A 21,483-nucleotide genomic window follows, 5' to 3' on the forward strand; every position below is an offset into this window, starting at 1 on the left:
ACGACCTCGCTCAACTGCCACACCTGCGGCTTGCGCAGGAACTGCGCCTCGTCCACCAGCAGGCAGTCCAGGCGGCCGTGCGCGGCGATGTCGGCGTTGGTCCACGCCAGCAGGTCGTCGTCCACGCCGAAACCGGCCGCATCGGCGCTCAGGCCGATCCGCGAAGCGACCCGGCCGCTACCGGCGCGATCATCCAGGCGCGGCGACAGGATCGCCACCCGCATCCCGCGCTCGCGGTAATTGTGCGCGCTCTGCAGCAGCGTGGTGGTCTTTCCGGCGTTCATCGCCGAGTAGTAGAAATAGAGCTTGGCCATGCGCGCAGTTTATGCGCGAACCGTGCACTGCATCCGGATCTCGGACGGGCGCACGCGTCATAGTGCGCGGGCAGCGAGGCGATCGGCAGGTTCGGGGAGGAACGACAGACCAGTTCGGCGCGCGCACCCGCCACGGCGGGCCTCCACCCTTCGCGTCACCACGCGGCGTCGGCAATGCTTTCGGCCTCGGCGACGCAGCCGGGATTCCATCCCGCCCCCACGATCAAGCCGGTTCCCCGCCGCCTGCCCGATGTCGCTGCGCAATCCACGTGCAGGGACGCCACGTTGTGCTCCTTGCCTTTTCCAGACCAAGGAGCATCGCCATGCACAACCCGCGTTTCCCACGGATCCGTCCCCTCGCCCTGTCGCTGCTGCTCGCCTGCGGCGCCGGCGCCAGCCTGCCGGCGATGGCCGGCATCACCTGCATCGTGGAAGACAGCGAAACAGGAACCCAGGACAACGGAGGCGCCGACACCGGCACCGAGGACGAGAGAGCCACAGCCTGCGGAAAGGACGCCGTCGCAGGTCTCGTCGCCACCGCACTGGGCACGAACGCGGAGGCCACGGGCAGGGGAGCCGTGGCATTGGGTTACGACTCCCATGCCACTGGCAGCGACACGATCGCGATCGGGGTCGACTCGAACGCCAGCGGCTCCTGGGCGCTCGCCCTGGGCGGCGGCTCGCGGGGCAGCGCCTTCGGCGCGATCGCGCTGGGCGTCTACAGCAGCGCCTCGGGCCAGTTCAGCACCGCCAGCGGCGTGAACAGCCTGGCCAGCGGCGAGAACAGTCTGGCGCTGGGCGGCTTCCTCGGCCTGTCGAGCACCAACGTCGAGCCCGCCCGCTACACCCAGGCCACCGCGGCGCGCGCGATCGCCCTCGGCAACGCCGCGCAGGCCCATGCCGAGGAAGGCGTGGCGCTGGGCGTCAAGACCCGGGTGCTGGCCGGCGCCGACCGGGCGGTGGCCATCGGCAGCGATTCGGTCGCCTCGGAAGCCGACACCGTCTCCTTCGGCCACCTGGCCACGGACCTGGACGAGGTCAACGGCGACGTCTACGGCAGCGACCTGCAGCGGCGGCTGGTCAACATCGCCGACGGCATCGGCGACCACGACGCGGCCACCATGGGCCAGCTGGGCAGCGCCGTCGCCGCGCTCGGCGGCGGCGCCGCCTTCAGCGGCGGCGTGTTCACCGCGCCCAGCTACGTCATCCAGGGCAGCAGCTACGACAACGTCGGCGCCGCCTTTGCCGCGGTCGACGGCCGCCTGGACTCGCTGCAGGACAGCATCGACGCGATCCCGGCCGGGCCGCAGGGGCCGGCGGGGCCCGAGGGTCCGCAAGGGCCGGAAGGCCCAACGGGTCCGCAAGGGCCGCAAGGCCCCACGGGACCGCAGGGGCCGGACGGTCCGCAGGGTCCCGAGGGCCCCACGGGACCGCAAGGGCCGCAGGGCCCTGAAGGTCCCACGGGTCCACAGGGTCCCGAAGGTCCGCCCGGTTCGGGCAGCGAACTCGCGGTGGAATACGACGACGCCGGCAACGCGGCCATCACCCTGGGCGGCGACGACGGCACGGTGATCTCGAACGTGGCCGACGGCGTGGCCGCGGGCGACGCGGTCAACAGGGGCCAGCTTGACGCCACTGCGACTGCAACGCTGGATTCGGCCAATGCCCACGCCGACGCCGGCGACGCGGCCACCCTCGCCTCGGCCAACGGCTACACCGACACCGTCGCGGTGCAGACGCTGGACGCGGCCAACACCTACACCGACGCCGTATTCGCGCAGTTCAACACCGAGCTCGACACATTCCGCGACGAAGTGGACCAGCGCTTCCGCGAACAGGACCGCCGGATCGACAAGCTCGCGGCGATGAGCGGCGCCTATGCCGGCATGGCGATGAACACCGCCGGGCTGGCGGGCGCCAACCGCATCGGCGTGGGCGTGGGCGGCCAGAACGGCGAGTCGGCGCTGGCCGTGGGCTACCAGCGCGCGATCGGCAACCGCGCCAGCATCTCGATCGGCGCGGCCTTCGGCGGCGGCGAGTCGAGCGTGATGGGCGGCGCCGGCTTCAGCTGGTAACCGGCCGGGCTTGCACCGCGCGGTCGCCGGGCTCCGGCGGCCGCGCGGGCGGCATCCCGGTGCCGCGGCTAGTTCCCCGCGGCTTCGCCCGCCTTGACCGGGGCCACCTCGCCGACATGCACGGTGCCGTTCGGCGGCGGCACGCCCCAGGCCTCGGCCTGGCGCCGCCAGTAGGCGGTGACGTCCCAGTTCTGCGCGGCGTAGTAGTCGTCCGCCGATGCTTGGATGCCCGCGCTGGCCAACGGCCCGGTCCCCGGCGCCACGCCCTTGTTGCGGGCGAACAGGCCCGGGCGGTCGTTCTCGATGTGGCCGACGAAGCCCAGCCGGCTGCCGGTGGCCACGTGCTGGTTGCGTCGCATCACCTTGGCCAGGCGCAGCCGCGCCCGGACGTCGCCGTATTCGTCCATCAGCGGGCGGCCGATGTCGATGGCCCGTTCGCGCTCGCGCGCGTCGAGGCTGCTCCAGTAGCGTTCGCGCAGGATCAGGAAGTTCGGAAACCTGCGCTCGGCCGCGATATCCATCCACGCATAGCCGCGCGGCCGGTCGCGGGTGACGCCAATCCCCTTCCAGTACATCTCCGCCAGCATCGCCTGCGCCGGCTTGTCGCCGTAGCGCGCGGCGCGCAGGAACTGGTCGATCGCGATGTCGTACTCGCCGCGGCTGTACGAGTGCTGCCCCTCCCGCCGCCAGCGCACGTCCGGATGGCCGGCGAGGAAGCCGGCGGTCATCATTTCCGGCGGGATGCCGGGCTCGCCGACGAAATTGCCCCAGACCGGGCGTTCGACCGGTGGCTGCAGCTCCACCGCGGCGGTTGCCTGCTGTGCAAGCGCCGGGGCGGCGACCACGGCGACGGCCAGCAGCAGGGTGTGCGCGTGGATCTTCATGTCGTCCTCCGTCAGGCCCGGTGCAGCGGTTTCCGGATCGGTGTGCGGCCCCGCCACGTACCTGTTTCCTTCAATACGTTGCAGCCAGGCCATCCGTCGCAACCCCGGGCAAACGCGCACATGACCGCCGGCCCGCGTGCGCGCCCGACCAGGGATTGACGGCCCGGCGGCAGCGCCGGGCTGGCGGGCGCTGACCCGCCGGACCGGGGCCTATTCCTCCGGTGGCGGAAGCGTCGTTCCCGGAATGGCGTCTGCCGGGACGTCCGGCGCCTCCGGCGCGGCGGCATCCATGTCGGGAGCGGTCGCCGGCACCCGCGACTCCACGGCCGATCCCTCGGCCTGCTCGACCTCGCCGACGGTCACCCGCCCGATGCGCGGCTTGAGCCAGATCGCGTCGTGCCACTGCTGGTACTTCTCGGGTTCCCAGTAGCGCGGATCGTAGAACTTGCTGCCGTCGATCTGCTGGAAACCGCCGGGGCCGGGCACGTAGATCTTCAAGCTGCCGACCATGCCGGTGCGGCTGCCGGTCATCTGCCGCAGGCCGCGCCGCAGCTGGATGGCAATGCGTGGCTTGGCGGCGGCATCGCCGTAGTGCGCATAGACCTCCTGCCCCACTTCCAGTGCGCGTGCGCGCTCGGCCTCGTCGAGTGCGCTCCAGTAGCGCTCGCGCAGGCCGAGGAAACCGGCATAGCCGCGCTCGGCGGCCAAGTCCATCCACGCATAGGCCAGCGCGCGGTCCTGCGCGACACCGTCCCCGTTCCACAGCATCTCCGCCACCATGCCCTGCGACGGCTTGTCGGCGAAGTGCGCCGCGCGGCGGAAGAACTTGAACGCATCCTCATGCCGGTCCTCGCGCATCGCCTCCATGCCCAGCAGGCGATAGCGCAGGTCGGGGTGGCTGTTGAGGAATCCCGACGTCACCATGACCGGGTCCTCGGTCGGGTCGGGCGGCAGCGGCGGCTTGTCGGCCAGGCTCGCGAAAGCGGTCGACAGCAACACGGGCAGGCACCACCAGGTCTTTCGCATCGGTAATCCGGCTTCTTCCAGGGATGAGAACGACATCCTAGACAGGCCGCGCGGCGGTGTCTGCAAACCGATGGCATTCCATGCGCCGGGTAAGATGCGCGTCCGCCTACCCAGCTTTCCCGATGCACGGCCTCAACCCCCAACAATCCGCCGCGGTCGCCCACGTCGAGGGCCCGCTGCTGGTGCTCGCCGGCGCGGGCAGCGGCAAGACCCGGGTGATCGTGGAGAAGATCGCGCACCTGATCCAGTCCGGCCGCCATCCTGCCAGGCGCATCGCCGCGATCACCTTCACCAACAAGTCGGCGAAGGAAATGCGCGAGCGCGTCGCCAAGCGCATCCGCGGCGACGGCGCGGAGGGGCTGACGGTCTGCACCTTCCACGCGCTGGGCCTGAAGCTGCTGCAGATCGAGCACGCCAAGGCCGGGCTGCGGCGCGGCTTTTCGATCTTCGACGCCGACGACACCGCGAGCCAGCTCAAGGACCTGCTGCCCGGCGCCAAGCCCGACGCGGTGCAGGCCGCGCATGCGCTGATTTCTCGCGCCAAGAACGCCGGGCTGTCGCCGGAACAGGCGCTGGAGGCCGCGCGCTCGACGCGCGAACGCGAAGCCGCGGCGCTGTACGCGAAGTACCAGGCGCGCCTGTCGGCGTTCAACGCGGTGGACTTCGACGACCTGATCCGGCTGCCGGTGCAACTGCTGGAGAACGATGCCGACGTCGCCCTGGGTTGGCGCGAACGCATCGGCTACCTGCTGGTCGACGAGTGCCAGGACACCAACGACGCGCAGTACCGGATGCTCAAGGCGCTGGCCGGCGACAAGGGCCACTTCACCTGCGTGGGCGACGACGACCAGAGCATCTACGCCTGGCGCGGCGCCAATCCCGAGAACCTGTCGCAGCTGGCGCAGGACTACCCGGCGCTGAAGGTGGTCAAGCTCGAACAGAACTACCGCTGCAGCAACCGCGTGCTGCGCGCGGCCAACGCGCTGATCGCCAACAACCCGCACGAACACCCCAAGACGCTATGGAGCGCGCAGGCCGAAGGCGAGCGCATCCGCGTGTGGGAATGCCGCGACTCCGCGCACGAAGCCGAGCGCGTGGCCGGCGAGATCCACTTCATCAACCAGGCCCGCGGCGCGCCGTGGAGCGACTTCTGCATCCTGTTCCGCGGCAACCACCAGTCGCGCGCGCTGGAGAAGGCGCTGCAGCTGCTGCGGGTGCCGTACCACCTGTCCGGCGGCACCGCCTTCCTCGACCGCGGCGAGGTCAAGGACGCGCTGTCGTGGCTGCGGCTGGTGGCCAATCCCGAGGACGACGCGGCCTTCCTGCGCGCGGTGCAGTCGCCGACGCGCGGCGTTGGCGCGACCTCGCTGGCGAAGCTGGCCGAACTCGCGCAGCACGCGCACCTGCCGCTGTCGCGCGCGGCCGAATCGATCAGCCTGCTCAAGCAGCTGCCGCCGCGGGCGGCGAATGCACTGAGCGGCTTCGCCGACATCGTCCGCGGCCTGCGCGCCGACGCCATGCACCTGCCGCCGGCCGAGCTGGTGCGCAAGCTCAACGAACGATCCGGCCTGCTCGCCGCGCTGCGCGCGCAGTGCAAGACCGAACAACTGTTCAAGATCCGCCGCGGCAACCTGGACGAACTGGCCGACTGGTTCGACGGCGCGCGCGGCGGCGCCGGACCGGGCGAACTGGCCGCTTCGCTCGCCCTGCTCACCCACGCCGACAAGAACGAGGCCGGCAACCAGGTGCGGCTGATGAGCCTGCACGCGGCCAAGGGGCTGGAGTTCCGCTACGTGTTCATCGTCGGCGTCGAGGACGGCACTCTGCCGCACGAGGCGAGCCTCGACGAGGGTCGTCTGGACGAAGAGCGGCGCCTGCTCTACGTCGGCATCACCCGCGCCAAGGAGCAGCTGTGGCTGTCGCACTCGCGCGAGGCGCAGCGCTGGGGATCGAAGCTGCGGCTGGCGCCCAGCCGCTTCCTAGACGAATTGCCGGCCGCGGAGCTGCAGCGCGATGGCGCAGACCCGGTCGCCGACGCCGCGCGCAAGAAGGAACGCGCCGACGTCGGCTTCGCCGCGATCAAGGCGATGCTGGAAGGCTGAGCGGCGGCCGGACGCGCCCTGGTTCGCGCGCACCGGCGCCGGCCGGCGATTGCCGACCGCCTGACTTCGCTAGACTCGGCGACCTCTCCGCTGCCGGTCGCCCGCCATGCGCCACTCGCTCCTCGCCACCTCCCTGCTTGCCGCCGCGCTGTCGCTGGCGGGCTGCAAGTCCATGCCGCCGGAAGCGCCTCAAGCCGACGCGCGCGCTACGTCGGTGGAAGCAGGCGCGGCCGACAGCCCCGCCGACGACAACCTCAATGCCGTGCTCTGGGTGCAGACTTCGGCCGAGTACAGGGCGGCGGCCGAAACGGTCTACCGCGCCGCCGCCGACCAGCTCGATGCGGCGCTGGCCGACGTGCGCCGCGACGCGCTGGTGCCTTCCGAACGCGACAACGCCGGCGACACCGCGCACCTGAAGCCGGCGGTGATCATGGATATCGACGAAACCGTGCTCGACAACTCGCCCTACCAGGCGCGTCTGGTCCGCGACCAGGCCCAGTACAGCGATCCGAGCTGGGACCTGTGGGTGGCCGAGAAGAAAGCCAGGGCGGTCCCCGGCGTGATCGACTTCGCGAAGGCCGCTGCGGCGAAGGGGGTGACCATCCTCTACATTTCCAACCGCGCCGTGCACCTCAAGGACGCCACCCTGGCCAACCTGAAGGCGGTGGGGATGCCCGTGGCCAATGACGAGGTCTTCCTCGGCCTGGGCACGACGGTGCCGGGCTGCGAGCAGCACGGCAGCGAGAAGAACTGCCGTCGCCGCCTGGCCGGGCGCGAATACCGCGTACTGATGCAGTTCGGCGACCAGCTCGGCGATTTCGTCGAGGTCGCCGACAACACCCCGACCGCTCGCACCGCGCTGCTCGAGGAGTACGGCGACTGGTTCGGCGAGCGCTGGTGGATGCTGCCCAACCCCACCTACGGCGGCTGGGAGCCGGCCCTGTTCGACAACGACTGGGCCCTGCCCCGGTCCGAGCGCCGGGAGATCAAGCGCGAGGCCCTGGATTATGCGAATCAGTAATATCAATAAGTTACAGCATTTTATTTCAGGTGTTGCATTAACTTCTGGCGAACGTTAGCCTGTCTGCATCCGGCCCGCGCCGGAGCCATGCCACAACCGAGAGTCCACCGGCCCCGGCCGGACATTTCCAGGGGAAGGCCCAGCGCCTTCCCTTTTTTTTGGTTCTTCTCCCAACCGAGGGACGTGAAGATCCAGGTAGACCAAGAGCCGTCGGGGGCGTAACCCTGACCTACGTGGTTTCAACCGAAGCGACGAAGGTCACGTCAAGGTGAGCCATGTCCCTTGGATGAAGGGACTTCTTGCGCGTTTCGTGCCCGACCGCACACACGGTTCCGGAAGCCGGTCGCCAACCTGGGGTTTGCCCTAGGTGATGGGCCCCGCGCCCTTGCCATACGCTGGAATCGGGTGCCTGCGTCGGAAGTCCCGGGAGGGCCGCACAATGTCAGTTGGGCCAGTCAATAACGGACCGGGCTTCGTCCATCAGGGAACCCCGCCGGGGAACGAGGGCGAGCCGCAGGCTCCCCGCGGCGACGGTCCGCGCAACGACAGGGCAAACGGGAACGGCAACAACGGCAATGGCAACGGCGGCCATCACGGTGGCGTCCACGGCAATGAAGGCAACGGCCCACGCACCGGGGGAAACAACCCCGCGTCGGTTGAAGGCGGCAACCAGGGGAACCAGGGCACGCATGGGAACCATGGAAATCATGGCAACCAGGGCACGCAGGGCAGCAACGGGCACCACGGCGGCGGCGATTACGGCCATCCCGGCAACATGAACACCGGCGGCCCCGCGGCGCGCGGCCTCGTGGACGTCCCCGGCGTCGTCCACCAGCTTGGCAACAGCCTGTTCTCGGTGGCCAACGGCGTGCAGAACCTGCTGGGTGGCGATGGCCACGCAGAGCATCGCAACGCCTCGGGACCACCGGCCCACGCCAATGCCAATGCCAATGCGAACACAGCCGCAGGCACGCACGCACCCCCGGCGCACGCGAACGCCAACGCCAATGCACACCTGAACCCCGGCCACGAAGCCTCCCTGCGGGGGGACGCGCGTGCACAGATGGCGACGACGATGGCGCCGCCCGGAACCAACGCGCCGCAATCGGGCGTCCGTGCCGAAGGCGCGACTCCGAACAACGCCGCCACCGGAACGACGACGATGGCCCAGACGGCCAACGCCGTTCCGCAGCAGCGTGCGCTCGGCGATCCCGCGCTGCTGGCGCAGGGTCGGCCCGCGGACGCGGCTGCACTCGCGCAGGGCCGCGCCGCCGACGCCGCGCTCGCGGCCCGTCCCGACGCGGCCGCACTGGTCGCGGCCGCACGCAACGCAGCCGCCACCACGGCGCCGGCGCCGGCCACCACCGCGCCGCCCGCCCTGGCCAATACCGCGATGCCGCCCCCCGGCAACACCGCCGCGCTGGCCGCGGCCGGACTGACCGTGGCGACGATCGCCGGCAACCCGGCCGCGGATGCGCGCGGCGTCATCCTTCCGGCCAACGACGCGGCCGCGCTGCGCGGCGAACAGATGCTCAACCCGGCCGGGCACACGGTCGACGGCGCGCAGCGCCGCAGCCTGCGCAGCCGGATGGCGGGCATGCCCCAGGGCGGACTGGCACGACTGCTCTGGGCGATGGGCGCCACGGGCCACACCGGCGAGGCCGGCGAGGCGGGTTCGGAGCGCGAGATCCAGCGCGCCCTGCAGTGGCTGTTCTGGATGCTGGCGATCATCGCCTACGGCTGCGTGGCCGTGGCCATCGTCGCCTTCGTCGGCAGCGACGGACGCCTCATGGACTCGATCAACGACCGCAACTACACCGCCTGGCTGGCCGTGCTCGGAGTGGCCACCGGCGTGGGCGCCTGGGGCGTGGCGCGCTGGATGTCGCATCGCCGTCGCTGAGCTTCCCGCCTGCGATCGCGTACTGCCGGTGTCCGCTCAGCGCGACTCGAAACCGTCTTCCGTCAGCGTGACCGCCGCATAATCGATCCCGATGCGCCGCCCGAGCGCACTGACGCCGTTGGCCAGCACGATCTTCTCGCGCGCATCCGCGTCCGCCCAGGCCGACACCAGCAATGCGGTCAGCAGCGCGAAACTCTGCGCCTCCTCCTGCTTGCGCGCATCGCTGCGCGACAGCGTCCTGGGCGCGTCGGCGCCCGCCTGCAACTCGGCCAGCTCTTCGCGCACGGCGCCGAACGCGGCCTTGCTGTCGCGGGTCATGACGCCGTTGTTGGCGATCGCCCACGAATGCATGAGGAAGGCGGCGTGGACATCGAACAGGTTGCGGTCCGTGTACCCCATCGACGAGAGCCACTGTGCGTAGCCGTGCTGCAGTTCGCCGCGCTGCAGCGCTGCGCGCAGGGCGTCGCGGTCGCCGCCGCCCAGCCCGCCAGCGAGCAGGTCAAGGAAGGGTGAGCCGGCCGGGTTGTCCTCGGCCAGCGCGCGCAGCAGGCCGGGCGACGAGGCGTCCGGGCGCTGCCCGGCCAGGAAACCGGCGAAGGCATCGTCCAGCGTCGCTTCGACCTTGGCCGAAGGCACGTACGCGGCCTGCCGCAGGATCGTTTCGGCATCGGGGGCAGGCGGCTTCGCGGCCGCCTGCCTGTCGGGCTGTTCCACCTTGCGTTCCTCCTGCCTGTCCTTGCGCGACGTTTCCTCCGGGTCCCTGCCGCGTCGCTGCATGAGGTCAGCCATGAGCCAGGCGCCGGTGTAATCGGGAAGGTTGTTGATCATGTCCTGCGCGTGCGCCGCGCGGGCCGGGAACAGCGACGCTCCCAGTCCGGACACCAGCGCCGCGAGCACAAGCAGCAAACGCATCATCTGATGATCGCCTCGCATTGGACGGACGGCGGACGCCGTGCGTCCTCGCATCGCGTCCACCCCGGAAACAGGAAAGCCAGGCGCATGCGCCTGGCTTCCCCTTGACCGGCTTGCTTGCCGGTTACTGCTTGCGGGCCATGCCGGCGTTGGCTTCGCCCATCGCCTTGAGCGCGGTGCTCACGGCATTCATGAACATCTGGAACATCTGGGTCATGGCGGTGAGCTTGGTCGAATCCGACGGCGTCGGCTTGTCGCCGATGCTGTCGGCGAAGTCCTGGATCTTCTCGACCTGCTTCTGCATCAGCTTGCCCATCGCTTCGGCGAAGGCCATCAGCCAGCCGCCGTCGCCACCCTTTGCCTTGCCCTTGGCCTCACCGACGCCACTGTCGGTGACCTGGTACTGGACGCTGAAATCGAAACTTGCGGTCATGTTCGTTCTCCCGGAAATGTGAGTGATCGTCGCTTTGCTCGGATGCTTCCTGTCCGGAAGCGGGTGAAGTCCTACCGTGGGCATAGAGTGGACGATCCGGAACCTCGAAAACAGCTGGGGCGTACCCTAGTGGGGTGAACCCGGGGTTCCGGAACACCCCGGATGCACCGCCGGCAGCCCTCAGCGGAGCTTGCGCGGCTTGCCCGTGTCGAGCGCGCTGGCCACGTGCGCGGGAATCGATTGCGACGCCGGTGGCGCCGGCGATTGCGCACCGGCGGACTGCGCGGCAAGCCACTGGTTGGCGCTTTCCTGGCCGTCCTCGCGGACGCGCCGCGCGAACTCGGTGGCGCGCTGCAGGGTTTCGTCCTGCAGCGGCTGCAGGGCCTTGGCGAAGGCCTCGCCCATGTCCGCGCTGTCCTGCGAATCGATCAGCCCGTGCTGCTGCATCAGGTCCAGCGTCTGGGCGACGTCGGCCCGCATCTTGTCCACGTCCACCGGCTCGCTGGCCGCGGACTGTTCGTCGAGCGCGTCGCGGAAGTGGCGCAGCAGGCTGTCACGGTCGGCGGCATCGATGTTGCCCTGGCTGCCGAGCATTTCCTCGAAGTCCCCGAACAACTGCTTGCGCATCTGCTCCAGGTCGTCGGTTGCGGCATTCGATGACATGGCTGTACTCCTCTTGGTGAACTGCACCGGTCGCGTCGGCGACGGCGCTTGCATGGCCGTGAGTATGCTTGATAGCAGCTCGCGCCCCATCTGGGGTTAACCCGAGGTGATGGCATCACTCCGACGTCACGCGCGCCGCTTCGACGTGCCAGCGCGAATACGACGACACCCGCGAAGCGTGGCTTCGCGGGTGCCTGGTTGCCTGCGAGCGGGGCAGGTCAGGAGGACTGGTTTTCCACCGTGGACAGCGAATCGACCACGCGTCGCGTCTTGTCGCCATCGCGTTCGCCCAGCTCACGCGCCTTGGCGGCAAGCCATTCGTCGGCGCTGGACTGCCCGTCCCGCGTGATGCGCTCCTTGTACTCGGGCACGATCAGCGCGAGCTCTTCCTGCAACGAACGACGCTGATCCTCCACGTGGCGGATCAGCGTGTTCTGGTCGTCGCCGTCGATGAGGCCTTCCTGGTGGAGGCGCTCGACGTCTTCGACCCAACCCCGGTTCACGGCTCAGCCCCCGGCGTTGAGCGCGAGGTTGAAGGCGCCCTGGTAGTTGCCCTGGAACAGGTCGATCGCCGCCTCGGCCAGGCCGGAATCGCCCAGCAGGTCGATGGACTGTCCCTCGATCGCCTGGCCGATCATGTCGCCGATCATGCTGCCGATCATCGCGCCGGCCGGACCGCCGACCATGCCGCCAATGACTTGCCCTGCGAGTTTCGCGATATCTCCAAGATCAAACATTGTCGTTCTCCCTTCTGGATTGGATTCGGAATGCCGCGCCGTGGCGCACTGTTCCCTCAACGCAATGCCAGTTTCGGAGGATGTGGAGCCGGGCCCAAGCTAGGACGTGCCCGATCTGGGGTCGACCCTAGGCGCCGGCCGTCAGCCGTGGAAATGCGGGTCGATGCTGAGCGTGCCCAGGTTGCGCTCGGCGAAGCGGCGGGCGAGCGCAGGCGCGGCTTCGCGGATGGCATCGAAGCTGCTGCGCGAGCGCACGTCGGCGCGCAGCACCCAGCCCTCGGGCGTGCGGCTGAGCAGCAGGTCGGTGCCCGGCAGGGTGGCATCGGCCATGCGCAGCAGCACGCGGCCGTCGCCGGCACCGGCCGCGGCGCCGCGATCGGTGGCCATCTGCTTGAGGTGGCGTTCGACCATGTCGGCGAACGCGTTCGGGTTCAGCGGCGTCGGCGTGGTCGCCTGCGGCAGTCCGTCGCGCATCGCCATCTGCGCCTGGTACAGCGCGGCGGGGTCGAGGGTCTGCTGCGCCTGCGTGCCGCCGGCATCGTCGCGGTGGTGGCGCAGCATCGGGTCGTCGTCGTAACGCTCGGACGCCTGCTGGTGGCCGGCGATGGCCGCCTCGTCCTGCTGCCGCGTCGGCGCCTGCTGGCCTTCGCGCCGCGCGGCCTGCTGTGGCTGCCTGCCATCGTCGCCGGACTGCGCCGGCAGGCGCGGATCACGCTGCTCGCGCTTGCCCTGCAGCAGGCGCTGGAAATCGTCGACCTTCTCGCGCGGCGCCGGCTCGCGCGGGCGGATGTCGGCCTTGTCGCGGCCGACGTCCCGGGCCGGGTCCGCCTGGGTGGATGACTGGCTGCGTTCGATGCTCATGATCGTCCCTCTCAGTGCGGTGGCCGCGCGCCGTGGCTGCGCGCCATCAACAGGTCCGCGGTGATGTCCTCTTCCTGCCGTGCCTCGAGCGCGCGCTGTTCGCCGCGCCAGCTGTCGCGCCGCTTCTCCAGCGCCTCCTGCCGGGCCTTGGCGCGGAAGAATGCCTCGCGCGCCTGCGCCAGTTCGTTCTCGGCCGCCTGCAGCGCCTTGTGCGCCTGCGCCAGGCGCTGCTGCGCGGCCTGGATCTGCCCGCCCAGCCAGTCGATGTGCGATTCGCGCTGCGCAAGCACGCTCGACCAGTCCGCGCCCGGCGGCGGCGCGTCGAGCAGGCGCGCGCGCTGGCCGGCGCGCTCGTTGCCCAGGTCCACGATCTCCTGCTCGATCCGCGTGCACGCATCGCGGCAGGCCTGCACCGCGCGCTGCTTCTGCAGCACCACCTGCCGCGCCGCGTCGGTGCGGTGCTCGCGCAGGCGCAGCAGGGTGTGGAGGGGATAGCGCTTCATCCGAACAACTTCCGCAGCGCGTCGGCGGATTGCTCGAACGGCACCAGCTCGTCGGCCGACTGCTGCAGCAGCTTGCGCATCGGGCCGATCTTCTCGATCGCGACGTCGGCGTCGGGGTCGGTGCCGCGCTTGTACTCGCCCAGCTGCAGCAGCAGTTCGATGTCCTGGTACTTGGCCAGGTACTTGCGCAGCTGGCCGGCCGCGCGCTGGTGCGCCGGCTCGGCCACGCGCGGCATCACGCGGCTGAGGCTGGTGAGCACGTCGATGGCCGGATAGTGGTAGGCCGCGGCGAGCTTGCGCGACAGCACGATGTGGCCATCGAGGATCGAGCGCACTTCCTCGACGATCGGGTCGCCGCCGTCCTCGTCCTCGGCCAGCACGGTGTAGAACGCGGTGATCGAGCCCTTGTCGTTGTTGCCGGCGCGCTCGAACAGCCGCGGCAGCGCGCTGAACACCGACGGCGGGAAGCCGCGCCGCGCCGGCGGCTCGCCGACCGCAAGGCCCACGTCGCGCAGCGCGCGGGCGAAGCGCGTGACCGAGTCGAGCAGCAGCAGCACGCGCTTGCCCTTGTCGCGGAAGTGTTCGGCGATGGCGGTGCCGACCCACGCCGCGCGGCTGCGCTCAAGCGCGGGCCGGTCGGAAGTGGCGACCACGACCACCGACCTGGCCAGGCCGGCATCGCCGAGGTTGTCGTGGATGAATTCGTTGACCTCGCGCCCGCGCTCGCCGACCAGGACGATGACGTTGACGTCGGCGTCACCGCCGCGCGCGAGCATGCCCAGCAAGGTGCTCTTGCCGCCGCCGGCGACGGCGAAGATGCCGACGCGCTGGCCTTCGCCGGTGGTCATCGTCGCGTCGATGGCGCGCACGCCGGTGGCGAACGGACGCTCGATCAGGCTGCGCGCGAGCGGGTTGGGCGAGGCGGCGTAGATCGGCGCCTCGACGCTGTCGCCGATCGGACCCTTGCCGTCGATCGGCTCGCCGTGCGCGTCGAGGATGCGGCCGAGCAGGCCGTCGCCGGCGCGCACCGCGGCCTGGCGGCCGGTCGCATGCACGGCGGTGGTGGCCGAGATGCCGTCGAGCGCGCCCAGCGGCGTGAGCAGGGTCATCTGCCTGGAGACGCCGACCACTTCGGCCGACAGCCGGAAATTCGGATCGCCTTCGCCGGGCGGGTTGCGCAGCACGCACAGTTCGCCGATCGCGGCCTTCAGGCCGGTCGCGCGGATCAGGGTGCCGTGCGCTTCGGCGACACGGCCGACGCGCTCGATCGACTGCACCTTCGCCAGCGCGCCCAGCAACGGGTCGGGCGCGCCCGGCACGGTCCTGACCGCGTCGGCCGGCGAGGCGAACGGCAGGTTCATTCGCGCGCTCCCACGCCCGCGAGCGCGGTGCGGATCGCCTCGATCTGCTGGGCCACGCCGGCGCGCACTTCGCCGGCCTCGGACACCACCACGCAGCTCATCGGGTCGAGGCTGACGTCCTCGACCAACTCGATCACGCCCACCGCCGGATGCGCCTGGCGCACCGCGCCCAAGCCGGCGGCGACTTCCTCGCGCACCGACGGATGCACGCGCAGCATCAGGAACTGTTCGGCCTGCGCGGCCTCGACGGCCTGCATCACCAGCGGCGGCACCACGCTGCGCGCGTCGAAGTCCGGCGCGATGCGCGCGACGATGGCGCAGGCCAGGTCGGTGACCCGGGCGCTGGCCTCGGCCAGCACGCGGGCGCGGCGTTCGTTGAGCGCGGCCAGGTGCTCGGTCATCTGCTGCTGCACGCGCGCCAGGCCTTCGGCGAAGCCGGCCGAGTAACCCTGTTCGCGCGCCTGTTCGATTTCCTTGCCGGCCTGCGCGTACAGGGTGTTGATCTGCTCGAGCAGGGCGTCGAGCTCATCGATCCGCTGCCACTGCTTCGCCGGCACCACGCTGCCGGCCAGCGCGCGGTCGAACCGGCGCGCTTCGAACACCGCAACCGTCGCCGGCGTTGCGGAGGCCGTGGGAGCAGTTCGGGCGGCGGATTCGGCGGGCATGGCCTCGTGTTCCGGTTGTCAGTCCGCGCGGGCGCGGGCGAGGTGGTGGTCGTGCAGGAACCGCACCTGCGGCTGCGGCAGGTGGGCTTCGGCGGGCGTTTCCGGCGGGTATTGCAGGCGCAGCCATTCGGCGAGCGCGGGATCGGTCTGCATGGCCCAGGCCTGCAGCTCGCCGCGGCCGTGGCGGTCGAGCAGCGCGTGCAGCGCGGCGTCGTCCTGGTCGCCGGGCAGGGCGTCGGCCAGCGCCGCGCGCAGCCGCGCGACGACCGGCGGCGCCACATTGCCGTCCCAGACCTGCTTGTCCAGCGCCAGCAAGTAGCCGTTGCCGAGCGCGCGACGCAGCTGGCGCACCGGTTCGCGCCGGACTTCGGCGCGGATCGCCGGCGCGAACGCCAGCGCGCCGAGGTCGCGCAGCAGCCCGGCCAGGCGTGCGCGCGGCCAGCGCACGACGGGCGCCGCGGTCGCGCCGTCCGGGCGCGGCGCCAGCAGTTCGCCGCCGATGTCGCGCAGCAGCCAGCGCGCCAGCATCCGGCGCCCGAGCGCGCTGTCGCGCGCCTGCTGCAGCAGCGCATCGTCGAACGGCGCGGCCTCGCGCCCGTCCACCGACGCCCGACGGTACCAGTCGGGGTGGATCTCGGCGAACACCGCCTGCAGGCTCATCGCGACGCCCGGGTCATCCGTTCCACACGCGCGGCGGCTGCTTGGCCTGCGCCAGGCGCGCGCGGACGCGTCCGCCGAAGGCGATCGCCAGCGCAAGCAAGACCGCCACGGCAATGGTGATCGCGATCGCCAGCGGGCTGATCGACGCCAGCACCGCGGGCATCGTCTTCGACTGCCCCGCCACGGCCTTACCGGCCGGCAGTGCGCCGCCGACGGTGAAGAACTTGATCGTGACCTTGTTGACGTCGTCCAGGCCCTCGATGCTGTCCTTGACGCCCACCTTCAGGTCGGTCTCGCGGTCGCGCAGGTCGACGCCCGGTGCCTGGTAGATGAACACCGAGGCCGAGGAGTCGACGGTGTCGCCGCCGAGCGGGTCGCGATCGGGCAGCGCGATCGAGACCGCGGCGTCGACCACGCCGTCGATCTTGAGCAGCTTCTGCCGCATCGACTCCTCCAGGCCGAAGACGTACAGCGCCTTCTGCTGGGTGGCCGAAGTGGCGAAGCCCTCGCGCTTGAAGATCTCGCCCATCGTGAGCGATGCCCGGCGCGGAAGCCCGCGCGATTCCAGGATCGCCATCGCCCGCGGGAAGTCGTTCTCGGCGATCCGCACTTCCCAGCCCTTCTTGTCCGCCGACAGGTTCTTGTCGGCCTTGATCCCCGAGCCGAGCAACGCGGCCATCACCTGGTTGGCCTGCTGCTCCTCGAGGTGGCTGTACAACGCCGAACCGCTGCAGCCCGCCAGCGCAAGGCAGGCCAGCAACAGGGCCATGAACACCAGGCGCTTGTTTGCGTTCGACGCATTCATGCCGGTCACCGTCAGGACTGCTGCTTGAACAGCTGCTGGACGCCATCGGAGGTGCGGTTGGCGACGTTGGAGGTCAGTTCGGCCTTGAACAGGAACTTGTGCGCTTCCATCGTCACCTGCAGCAGCTGGCCGGGCGTTGGATCGCTGCCGCTGCTGGTGAGCGCCTGCGACATGGCGCTGATCTTGTCGGCGCCGGCGTTGAGGTTCTCGAACGTCGACATCAGCATGCGCATGCCTTCGGATGGCTGTGCCGGCGCCGCGACGGCGTCTGCGCCGCCCGTGCTGCTGCCTCCGCGTCCGTAGGCTTCCGCGAACTGGTTGACTTCGAACATGGTGGCTTGTGGCTGAGCCGCGGGCGATGCGGCCGGATTGGCTTGCGCGGCATCGACCGCGACCTGGATGGCTTCGATCATTTCCTTCGTCTCCTTGACCGGGCGAAACGCGGATCGCGCGGTGTCATGCCCGCGCGGCGGCACGATGCCGCCACGCGCGCAGGCAACGCGCGGCGTGCATTACTGGCGCTTGCCCAGCGTCTCGAGTGCCTGGCCGACGCTGTTCTGCGAGGTCGCGGCGTTGTTGGACAGGAACTGCATCTTCAGGCTCTCGGCGGTCAGCTTGACCATGTTCGAGGGCTGGTCGCCACCGGCGCCGATGGTGTCGGACAGGTTGGTGATCTGCGAAGCCTGGGCGTCGAGCGTCTGGCCCCAGGCCTTGGACATCGCCTCGTACCAGCTGCTGCTGTCCCCGGTCGATGCACCCGGGCGGACCGATGCACTGCCGACGCTGCTGCGGCCGACGAAGCTGAGAACCGGGCTCATGTTGTCGTTCATGGTCTTCTCTCCTCTGCGCGATCGTTGATCGCTTGATGATGGAACCGGATTGGTGATGGAACCTGACGCCATTGCGACGCCTCGTGAAAGCGGCCGTTGCCGGCCTGTATCGCATGCTTACTGCTTGTGCTGCGCGTCCCGCTTGGCGGGCACGCTGGCGCGCGCGACGCGGCGCTGTTCGCCGGCGGCCTCGTCCTGCACGGCCGCGATCCCCGCCGCTGCCGCGTCCGCCGCGGCCTGCTTCTCGGCGGCGGCTTCGAGCTCCGCCGCCGTCACCGGCCTGGGCACCACCTTGTGGAGCGCGCCGTCGGCACTGATGACGTGCGCGGACTGGCCGATCGACACCAGGCGCCCGTGCCCGGGGACCTCGCTGCCGACCGGGTATTCGGTGCCGTCGACGGCCACCAGGTGCGGCTGCTCGCCGCGCACCACCGACACGATCCGCGTCGGCGCGTTGCGGGCGGCGGCCTCGGTCGGACCGGCGGCCGTGCGCTTGAGCTGGTCGGCCGGCACGAAGTTCCTGACCAGCACCTTGGTCACGCCCGGGACGTCGTCCATCGCGCGCGAACTTGCCGCCGTGCGCATCGCGTCCATGTCCTCGAAACGGCCGCTGGCCTCGACGACGCCGTTGCCCAGGTAGCGGGTCTTGGCGTTGATGCCCTGCGTGCGCAGCACTTCGCTCACGTCGTCGGCGATCTTGTCGCCCGAGCGCAGGTCGATCGCGGCTTCGAAGCCGCCCTTGGCGATGCGCTTCTCGATGCTCTCGCGCACGCTGGCGTCGCGCACCGTGCCACGCAGCACCGGACGGCCTTCCGCATCCTCGGCGACCTGGCCGTCGACCACGTGGAACTCGCTGATCATCGCCTGCAGCTGGGAGCGCGGGTCGACCGGCTTCTCGTGCTGCGGCATCACCGCGGCGAAGATCGCCAGCGACGCCAGCGACAGCACCGCCAGCGCCGCGATCAGCGGCAGCTTGCGCACGCCGGCGCCCTGCGGGCGCGAGGCGTTCGCGATGGCCGCCGCATCGGGCAGCAGCGTCGCCCAGCCCGGGTCGTGCTCCTGGCCGTAGGCGATCGCCGCCTCGCCCAGCTCGATCCGCTGCAGGCCGCGCAGTTCGACCGGGTCGCCCGGGAGCAGCGGCAGGCCGTCGACGCGCAGCGGCGCATCGAGCGCGCGCAGCGACGACATCCCGCCGACGAGGTTGACCAGCGCGTGGTGGCGCGCGACGCCCTGGTCGGCCAGGACGATGTCGCAGTCGTCGCCGCTGCCGACCAGGATCATTTCCTGTTCGGCCAAGTCGCGGCTTGCGCCCGCGTGCAGGCCCGAGAGGATGCGCAGGACGTTGCCCGGCGCGGGCACGGCGGTTTCGTTGGCGACGTTGGATTCGGGCTGGTTGGATGACATGGCCTGGCTCCTTGCGGAAGTTTGCGCCGTCGTTGTTTCAGCGGTTATGCATTGATTTGACCGGCCTGCACGATGCGCAGGTCCGGAGCGAGTTCCTGGTACGACAGGACCGGCAGGTCGAAGAAGTCGACCTCCATCAGCTTGCGCAGGTGGCGGCGCACGTCGAGCGAGCACAGCAGCACCGGGCGCACGCCCTCTGGCTGGCGCGCCAGCTGCGCGCGCACCTCGTTGCCCAGGCGCGCGGCCAGCTCGGGCGAGATCGCCAGCTGGCTGGCGCCGCCGGCCACGCGCACCGACTGGCGCAGCTTGTCCTCGAGCTCCGGGTGGATCAGCAGCACGTGCAGGGTGCGGTCGGCGTCGGCATAGCGGTCGGCGATTTCGCGCTTCAGCGCCACGCGCACGTACTCGGTCAGCAGCACCACGTCCTTCTCGCGGCCGCCGACGTCGGTGATCGCCTCGAACGCGTCGCGCAGGTTGCGCACCGGCACGCCTTCCTCGGCCAGCCGGCGCAGCACGTCGGCCACGCGCTGCGGCGCGACCACGCGGAGCATTTCCTTGACCAGGTCCGGGTAATCGCGCTGCATCTTGCCGAACAGGTTCGAGGTTTCCTGGATGCCGATGAAACCGCCCATGCGCCGCTGCAGCGAGCTGCGCAGGTGCTCGCTGACCACGTCCAGCGGCCGTGGCGTGTCTTCGTTGGCCGCCTCGGCCCACTCGCCGTTGAGCGCAGGGAAGAAGCCGGGCAGCTTGGGTGCCGTCTCCGCGCCCGCGCGCGCCGGGCGGAAATGGGCGTCGCTGCGCATCCGCCCGGAGGCGATCCGCGCGCCGTGCGCGGTCAGGCGGTATTCGCCTTCGCCAAGCGCGCTGGAAACGCGCACCTGCGGCACCGGGATCGGCACGCCGTATTCCTCGCGCATGCCCTGCGCGAGCCCGGCCACGCGGCTGCGGGTCTCGACCTCGTCGCCGAGCAGGGCCGCCAGCGACGGCGCGATCTCCAGCTGCAGCGGCGCCGGCGGGGCGAGGTCGTCGGAGTCGACGGGCTTGCGCACCTGCACCATTTCGTCGTCCTGCACGCGGAACGCGCGGCGCAGCAGGTCGAACTGGTGGCGATAGCGCCACGCGCTCATCGTCAGCATCGCCACGCCGAGCACGGCGAACACCAGCTTCGGGAAGCCCGGCACCAGGGTCATCAGCAGCGCCAGCAGGCCGGTGATCAGCAGCACGCGCGGCTGGCCGGAGATCTGCCGGGTGATCGCCTCGCCCAGGTGCTTGTCGTCCTCCTCGCCCGCGGTGCGGGTGACCACCAGGCCGGCGGCGATCGTCGCCAGGATCGCCGGGATCTGCGACACCAGGCCGTCGCCGATGGTGAGGATGGAATAGGTGTGGGTCGCTTCGCCCAGCGGCATGTCGTGCTGCAGCACGCCGACCGCCAGGCCACCGAGCAGGTTGATGATGATGATCACGATGCCGGCGATGGCATCGCCCTTGACGAACTTCATCGCGCCGTCGAGCGAGCCGTGCAGCTGGCTCTCGACTTCCAGCAGCCGGCGCTTGCGTCGCGCCTCGTCCTTGTCGATCAGGCCCGAGCGCAGGTCCGAGTCGATCGACAGCTGCTTGCCGGGCATCGCGTCGAGGGTGAAGCGCGCGGCGACCTCGGCCACGCGCTCGGCGCCCTTGGCGACCACGATGAACTGCACCACGGTGATGATCAGGAACACCACCAGGCCGACGACGAGGTTGCCGCCGGCGACCATCGTGCCGAAGGTCTCGACGATGTGGCCGCCCTCGGCGTTGAGCAGGATCGATCGGGTGATCGCGATCGACAGCGCGAGCCGGAACAGCGTGGTCAGCAGCAGCACGCTGGGGAAACTGGAGAACGCCACCGGCGTGGGGATGTAGATCGCCAGCAGCAGCAGGCCGAAGCCGATCGAGATGTTGACCGCCACCAGGGTGTCGATCGCCATGATCGGCAGCGGCAGGATCATCACGCTGATGATCGTGACCGCGGCGAACGCCAGCACGACGTCACTGTAGCCGGTGCGCGCGCGCGGCGCGTTACCGGCGGGCGCGGCGAAGATCGAGTCGATCAACGCGCGCACGCCACGCCACCATTCGTGTGCGCATGCAGCGCGCCGGCACCGAGGCCCCGGACTGTCAGGGACGAGCCAGCAACGGGACACCGGACGCGGCCGTATGGCCTCTCGTCGGACATCAGGTACTCATGGAGGATGATTCGGACTTGCCGCATTTGCCCCTGACCTCATGCGTCACTTTGTGGCAAATTACGATACATTCCGGAAATCCACAAGGCGTAATCGCGATGTTCA

Annotated in this window: 22 protein-coding genes and 1 pseudogene; 4 read left to right on the forward strand and 19 right to left on the reverse strand. The window is 70.4% G+C overall.

Features of this window, described 5'->3' with window-relative positions; translation table 11 throughout:
- Positions 1–314: pseudogene (locus tag ACFONC_RS07855) on the reverse strand (thymidine kinase); the annotation flags it as partial.
- A gap of 323 nt (positions 315–637) precedes the next feature.
- Between ACFONC_RS07855 and ACFONC_RS07860 the strand changes: the two are divergent.
- A complete protein-coding gene (locus ACFONC_RS07860) occupies positions 638–2,389 on the forward strand; it encodes a YadA-like family protein (RefSeq protein ID WP_386743180.1) in 1,752 nt (583 codons plus the stop codon).
- A 68-nt stretch (positions 2,390–2,457) separates the two neighbouring features.
- Here the strand turns inward: ACFONC_RS07860 and ACFONC_RS07865 are convergent, their stop codons facing one another.
- Both ACFONC_RS07865 and ACFONC_RS07870 read right to left on the reverse strand, forming a co-directional pair.
- Positions 2,458–3,273: a hypothetical protein gene (locus ACFONC_RS07865; protein ID WP_386743181.1), complete on the reverse strand. Its 816-nt coding sequence runs from the start codon at positions 3,271–3,273 to the stop codon at positions 2,458–2,460.
- 210 nt (positions 3,274–3,483) lie between these two features.
- Positions 3,484–4,299 carry a hypothetical protein gene (locus tag ACFONC_RS07870; RefSeq protein ID WP_386743182.1) on the reverse strand — a complete coding sequence of 272 codons (816 nt, stop codon included), beginning with the start codon at positions 4,297–4,299 and terminating at the stop codon, positions 3,484–3,486.
- A gap of 122 nt (positions 4,300–4,421) precedes the next feature.
- Here ACFONC_RS07870 and ACFONC_RS07875 point away from each other — a divergent pair, with 122 nt between their 5' ends.
- On the forward strand, positions 4,422–6,401 hold the full coding sequence (locus ACFONC_RS07875; RefSeq protein ID WP_386743183.1) for a UvrD-helicase domain-containing protein: 1,980 nt from the start codon (positions 4,422–4,424) through the stop codon (positions 6,399–6,401).
- A gap of 106 nt (positions 6,402–6,507) precedes the next feature.
- A complete protein-coding gene (locus tag ACFONC_RS07880) occupies positions 6,508–7,422 on the forward strand; it encodes a 5'-nucleotidase, lipoprotein e(P4) family (protein WP_386743184.1) in 915 nt (304 codons plus the stop codon).
- Between the two features lie 442 nt (positions 7,423–7,864).
- Here the strand turns inward: ACFONC_RS07880 and ACFONC_RS07885 are convergent, their stop codons facing one another.
- Positions 7,865–8,188 (reverse strand): hypothetical protein, encoded by a 324-nt coding sequence (locus ACFONC_RS07885; RefSeq protein WP_386743185.1) that lies wholly within the window; start codon positions 8,186–8,188, stop codon positions 7,865–7,867.
- A gap of 9 nt (positions 8,189–8,197) precedes the next feature.
- Between ACFONC_RS07885 and ACFONC_RS07890 the strand changes: the two genes are divergently transcribed.
- Positions 8,198–9,322, forward strand: coding sequence for a hypothetical protein (locus ACFONC_RS07890; RefSeq protein ID WP_386743186.1), 1,125 nt, complete (start codon positions 8,198–8,200; stop codon positions 9,320–9,322).
- 36 nt (positions 9,323–9,358) lie between these two features.
- On the opposite strand, the gene ACFONC_RS07895 is transcribed toward ACFONC_RS07890, so the two are convergent.
- The 15 genes from ACFONC_RS07895 to sctV form a co-directional block, all read right to left on the reverse strand.
- Complete coding sequence (locus ACFONC_RS07895; RefSeq protein WP_386743187.1) at positions 9,359–10,237, reverse strand: hypothetical protein; 879 nt, start codon at positions 10,235–10,237, stop codon at positions 9,359–9,361.
- A gap of 121 nt (positions 10,238–10,358) precedes the next feature.
- A complete protein-coding gene (locus ACFONC_RS07900) occupies positions 10,359–10,667 on the reverse strand; it encodes a hypothetical protein (protein WP_386743188.1) in 309 nt (102 codons plus the stop codon).
- A 180-nt stretch (positions 10,668–10,847) separates the two neighbouring features.
- Positions 10,848–11,330 (reverse strand): hypothetical protein, encoded by a 483-nt coding sequence (locus ACFONC_RS07905; RefSeq protein ID WP_386743189.1) that lies wholly within the window; start codon positions 11,328–11,330, stop codon positions 10,848–10,850.
- A 218-nt stretch (positions 11,331–11,548) separates the two neighbouring features.
- Positions 11,549–11,833 (reverse strand): hypothetical protein, encoded by a 285-nt coding sequence (locus ACFONC_RS07910; RefSeq protein ID WP_386743190.1) that lies wholly within the window; start codon positions 11,831–11,833, stop codon positions 11,549–11,551.
- Positions 11,834–11,836: 3 nt separating this feature from the next.
- Positions 11,837–12,067: a hypothetical protein gene (locus ACFONC_RS07915; protein WP_386743191.1), complete on the reverse strand. Its 231-nt coding sequence runs from the start codon at positions 12,065–12,067 to the stop codon at positions 11,837–11,839.
- A 141-nt stretch (positions 12,068–12,208) separates the two neighbouring features.
- Positions 12,209–12,928, reverse strand: a complete 720-nt coding sequence (locus tag ACFONC_RS07920) for a hypothetical protein (protein WP_386743192.1) — start codon at positions 12,926–12,928, stop codon at positions 12,209–12,211.
- Positions 12,929–12,939: 11 nt separating this feature from the next.
- On the reverse strand, positions 12,940–13,431 hold the full coding sequence (locus ACFONC_RS07925) for a hypothetical protein (protein ID WP_386743193.1): 492 nt from the start codon (positions 13,429–13,431) through the stop codon (positions 12,940–12,942).
- Positions 13,428–14,792, reverse strand: a complete 1,365-nt coding sequence (locus tag ACFONC_RS07930; protein WP_386743194.1) for a FliI/YscN family ATPase — start codon at positions 14,790–14,792, stop codon at positions 13,428–13,430. The genes ACFONC_RS07925 and ACFONC_RS07930 overlap by 4 nt, the downstream gene beginning before the upstream one ends.
- Positions 14,789–15,457: a FliH/SctL family protein gene (locus tag ACFONC_RS07935; RefSeq protein ID WP_386743195.1), complete on the reverse strand. Its 669-nt coding sequence runs from the start codon at positions 15,455–15,457 to the stop codon at positions 14,789–14,791. Before ACFONC_RS07935 ends, ACFONC_RS07930 begins: the two co-directional genes overlap by 4 nt.
- Positions 15,458–15,475: 18 nt before the next feature.
- Positions 15,476–16,117 carry a hypothetical protein gene (locus tag ACFONC_RS07940; RefSeq protein WP_386743196.1) on the reverse strand — a complete coding sequence of 214 codons (642 nt, stop codon included), beginning with the start codon at positions 16,115–16,117 and terminating at the stop codon, positions 15,476–15,478.
- A gap of 13 nt (positions 16,118–16,130) precedes the next feature.
- Positions 16,131–16,922 carry a hypothetical protein gene (locus ACFONC_RS07945; RefSeq protein WP_386743197.1) on the reverse strand — a complete coding sequence of 264 codons (792 nt, stop codon included), beginning with the start codon at positions 16,920–16,922 and terminating at the stop codon, positions 16,131–16,133.
- Between the two features lie 11 nt (positions 16,923–16,933).
- A complete protein-coding gene (locus ACFONC_RS07950) occupies positions 16,934–17,335 on the reverse strand; it encodes a hypothetical protein (protein WP_386743198.1) in 402 nt (133 codons plus the stop codon).
- 99 nt (positions 17,336–17,434) lie between these two features.
- Positions 17,435–17,752, reverse strand: a complete 318-nt coding sequence (locus tag ACFONC_RS07955; protein ID WP_386743199.1) for a hypothetical protein — start codon at positions 17,750–17,752, stop codon at positions 17,435–17,437.
- Positions 17,753–17,869: 117 nt separating this feature from the next.
- A complete protein-coding gene (locus ACFONC_RS07960) occupies positions 17,870–19,156 on the reverse strand; it encodes an FHA domain-containing protein (RefSeq protein ID WP_386743200.1) in 1,287 nt (428 codons plus the stop codon).
- A gap of 44 nt (positions 19,157–19,200) precedes the next feature.
- Positions 19,201–21,255: a type III secretion system export apparatus subunit SctV gene (gene sctV, locus ACFONC_RS07965; protein ID WP_386743201.1), complete on the reverse strand. Its 2,055-nt coding sequence runs from the start codon at positions 21,253–21,255 to the stop codon at positions 19,201–19,203.
- Positions 21,256–21,483: the final 228 nt, after the last annotated feature.

Origin of the sequence: Luteimonas soli (genome assembly GCF_042648865.1) — a bacterium.
GTDB classification, from domain to species: Bacteria; Pseudomonadota; Gammaproteobacteria; order Xanthomonadales; family Xanthomonadaceae; genus Luteimonas; species Luteimonas soli.

What these genes read in the sequence shown, in the direction of transcription:
- ACFONC_RS07860 (WP_386743180.1), top strand. Translation starts at nt 638, where the DNA reads ATGCACAACCCGCGTTTCCCACGGATCCGTCCCCTCGCCCTGTCGCTG.
- ACFONC_RS07865 (WP_386743181.1), bottom strand. Translation starts at nt 3,273, where the DNA reads ATGAAGATCCACGCGCACACCCTGCTGCTGGCCGTCGCCGTGGTCGCC.
- ACFONC_RS07870 (WP_386743182.1), bottom strand. Translation starts at nt 4,299, where the DNA reads ATGCGAAAGACCTGGTGGTGCCTGCCCGTGTTGCTGTCGACCGCTTTC.
- ACFONC_RS07875 (WP_386743183.1), top strand. Translation starts at nt 4,422, where the DNA reads ATGCACGGCCTCAACCCCCAACAATCCGCCGCGGTCGCCCACGTCGAG.
- ACFONC_RS07880 (WP_386743184.1), top strand. Translation starts at nt 6,508, where the DNA reads ATGCGCCACTCGCTCCTCGCCACCTCCCTGCTTGCCGCCGCGCTGTCG.
- ACFONC_RS07885 (WP_386743185.1), bottom strand. Translation starts at nt 8,188, where the DNA reads ATGGCCGTAATCGCCGCCGCCGTGGTGCCCGTTGCTGCCCTGCGTGCC.
- ACFONC_RS07890 (WP_386743186.1), top strand. Translation starts at nt 8,198, where the DNA reads ATGAACACCGGCGGCCCCGCGGCGCGCGGCCTCGTGGACGTCCCCGGC.
- ACFONC_RS07895 (WP_386743187.1), bottom strand. Translation starts at nt 10,237, where the DNA reads ATGATGCGTTTGCTGCTTGTGCTCGCGGCGCTGGTGTCCGGACTGGGA.
- ACFONC_RS07900 (WP_386743188.1), bottom strand. Translation starts at nt 10,667, where the DNA reads ATGACCGCAAGTTTCGATTTCAGCGTCCAGTACCAGGTCACCGACAGT.
- ACFONC_RS07905 (WP_386743189.1), bottom strand. Translation starts at nt 11,330, where the DNA reads ATGTCATCGAATGCCGCAACCGACGACCTGGAGCAGATGCGCAAGCAG.
- ACFONC_RS07915 (WP_386743191.1), bottom strand. Translation starts at nt 12,067, where the DNA reads ATGTTTGATCTTGGAGATATCGCGAAACTCGCAGGGCAAGTCATTGGC.
- ACFONC_RS07920 (WP_386743192.1), bottom strand. Translation starts at nt 12,928, where the DNA reads ATGAGCATCGAACGCAGCCAGTCATCCACCCAGGCGGACCCGGCCCGG.
- ACFONC_RS07925 (WP_386743193.1), bottom strand. Translation starts at nt 13,431, where the DNA reads ATGAAGCGCTATCCCCTCCACACCCTGCTGCGCCTGCGCGAGCACCGC.
- ACFONC_RS07930 (WP_386743194.1), bottom strand. Translation starts at nt 14,792, where the DNA reads ATGAACCTGCCGTTCGCCTCGCCGGCCGACGCGGTCAGGACCGTGCCG.
- ACFONC_RS07935 (WP_386743195.1), bottom strand. Translation starts at nt 15,457, where the DNA reads ATGCCCGCCGAATCCGCCGCCCGAACTGCTCCCACGGCCTCCGCAACG.
- ACFONC_RS07940 (WP_386743196.1), bottom strand. Translation starts at nt 16,117, where the DNA reads ATGAGCCTGCAGGCGGTGTTCGCCGAGATCCACCCCGACTGGTACCGT.
- ACFONC_RS07945 (WP_386743197.1), bottom strand. Translation starts at nt 16,922, where the DNA reads ATGAATGCGTCGAACGCAAACAAGCGCCTGGTGTTCATGGCCCTGTTG.
- ACFONC_RS07950 (WP_386743198.1), bottom strand. Translation starts at nt 17,335, where the DNA reads ATGATCGAAGCCATCCAGGTCGCGGTCGATGCCGCGCAAGCCAATCCG.
- ACFONC_RS07955 (WP_386743199.1), bottom strand. Translation starts at nt 17,752, where the DNA reads ATGAACGACAACATGAGCCCGGTTCTCAGCTTCGTCGGCCGCAGCAGC.
- ACFONC_RS07960 (WP_386743200.1), bottom strand. Translation starts at nt 19,156, where the DNA reads ATGTCATCCAACCAGCCCGAATCCAACGTCGCCAACGAAACCGCCGTG.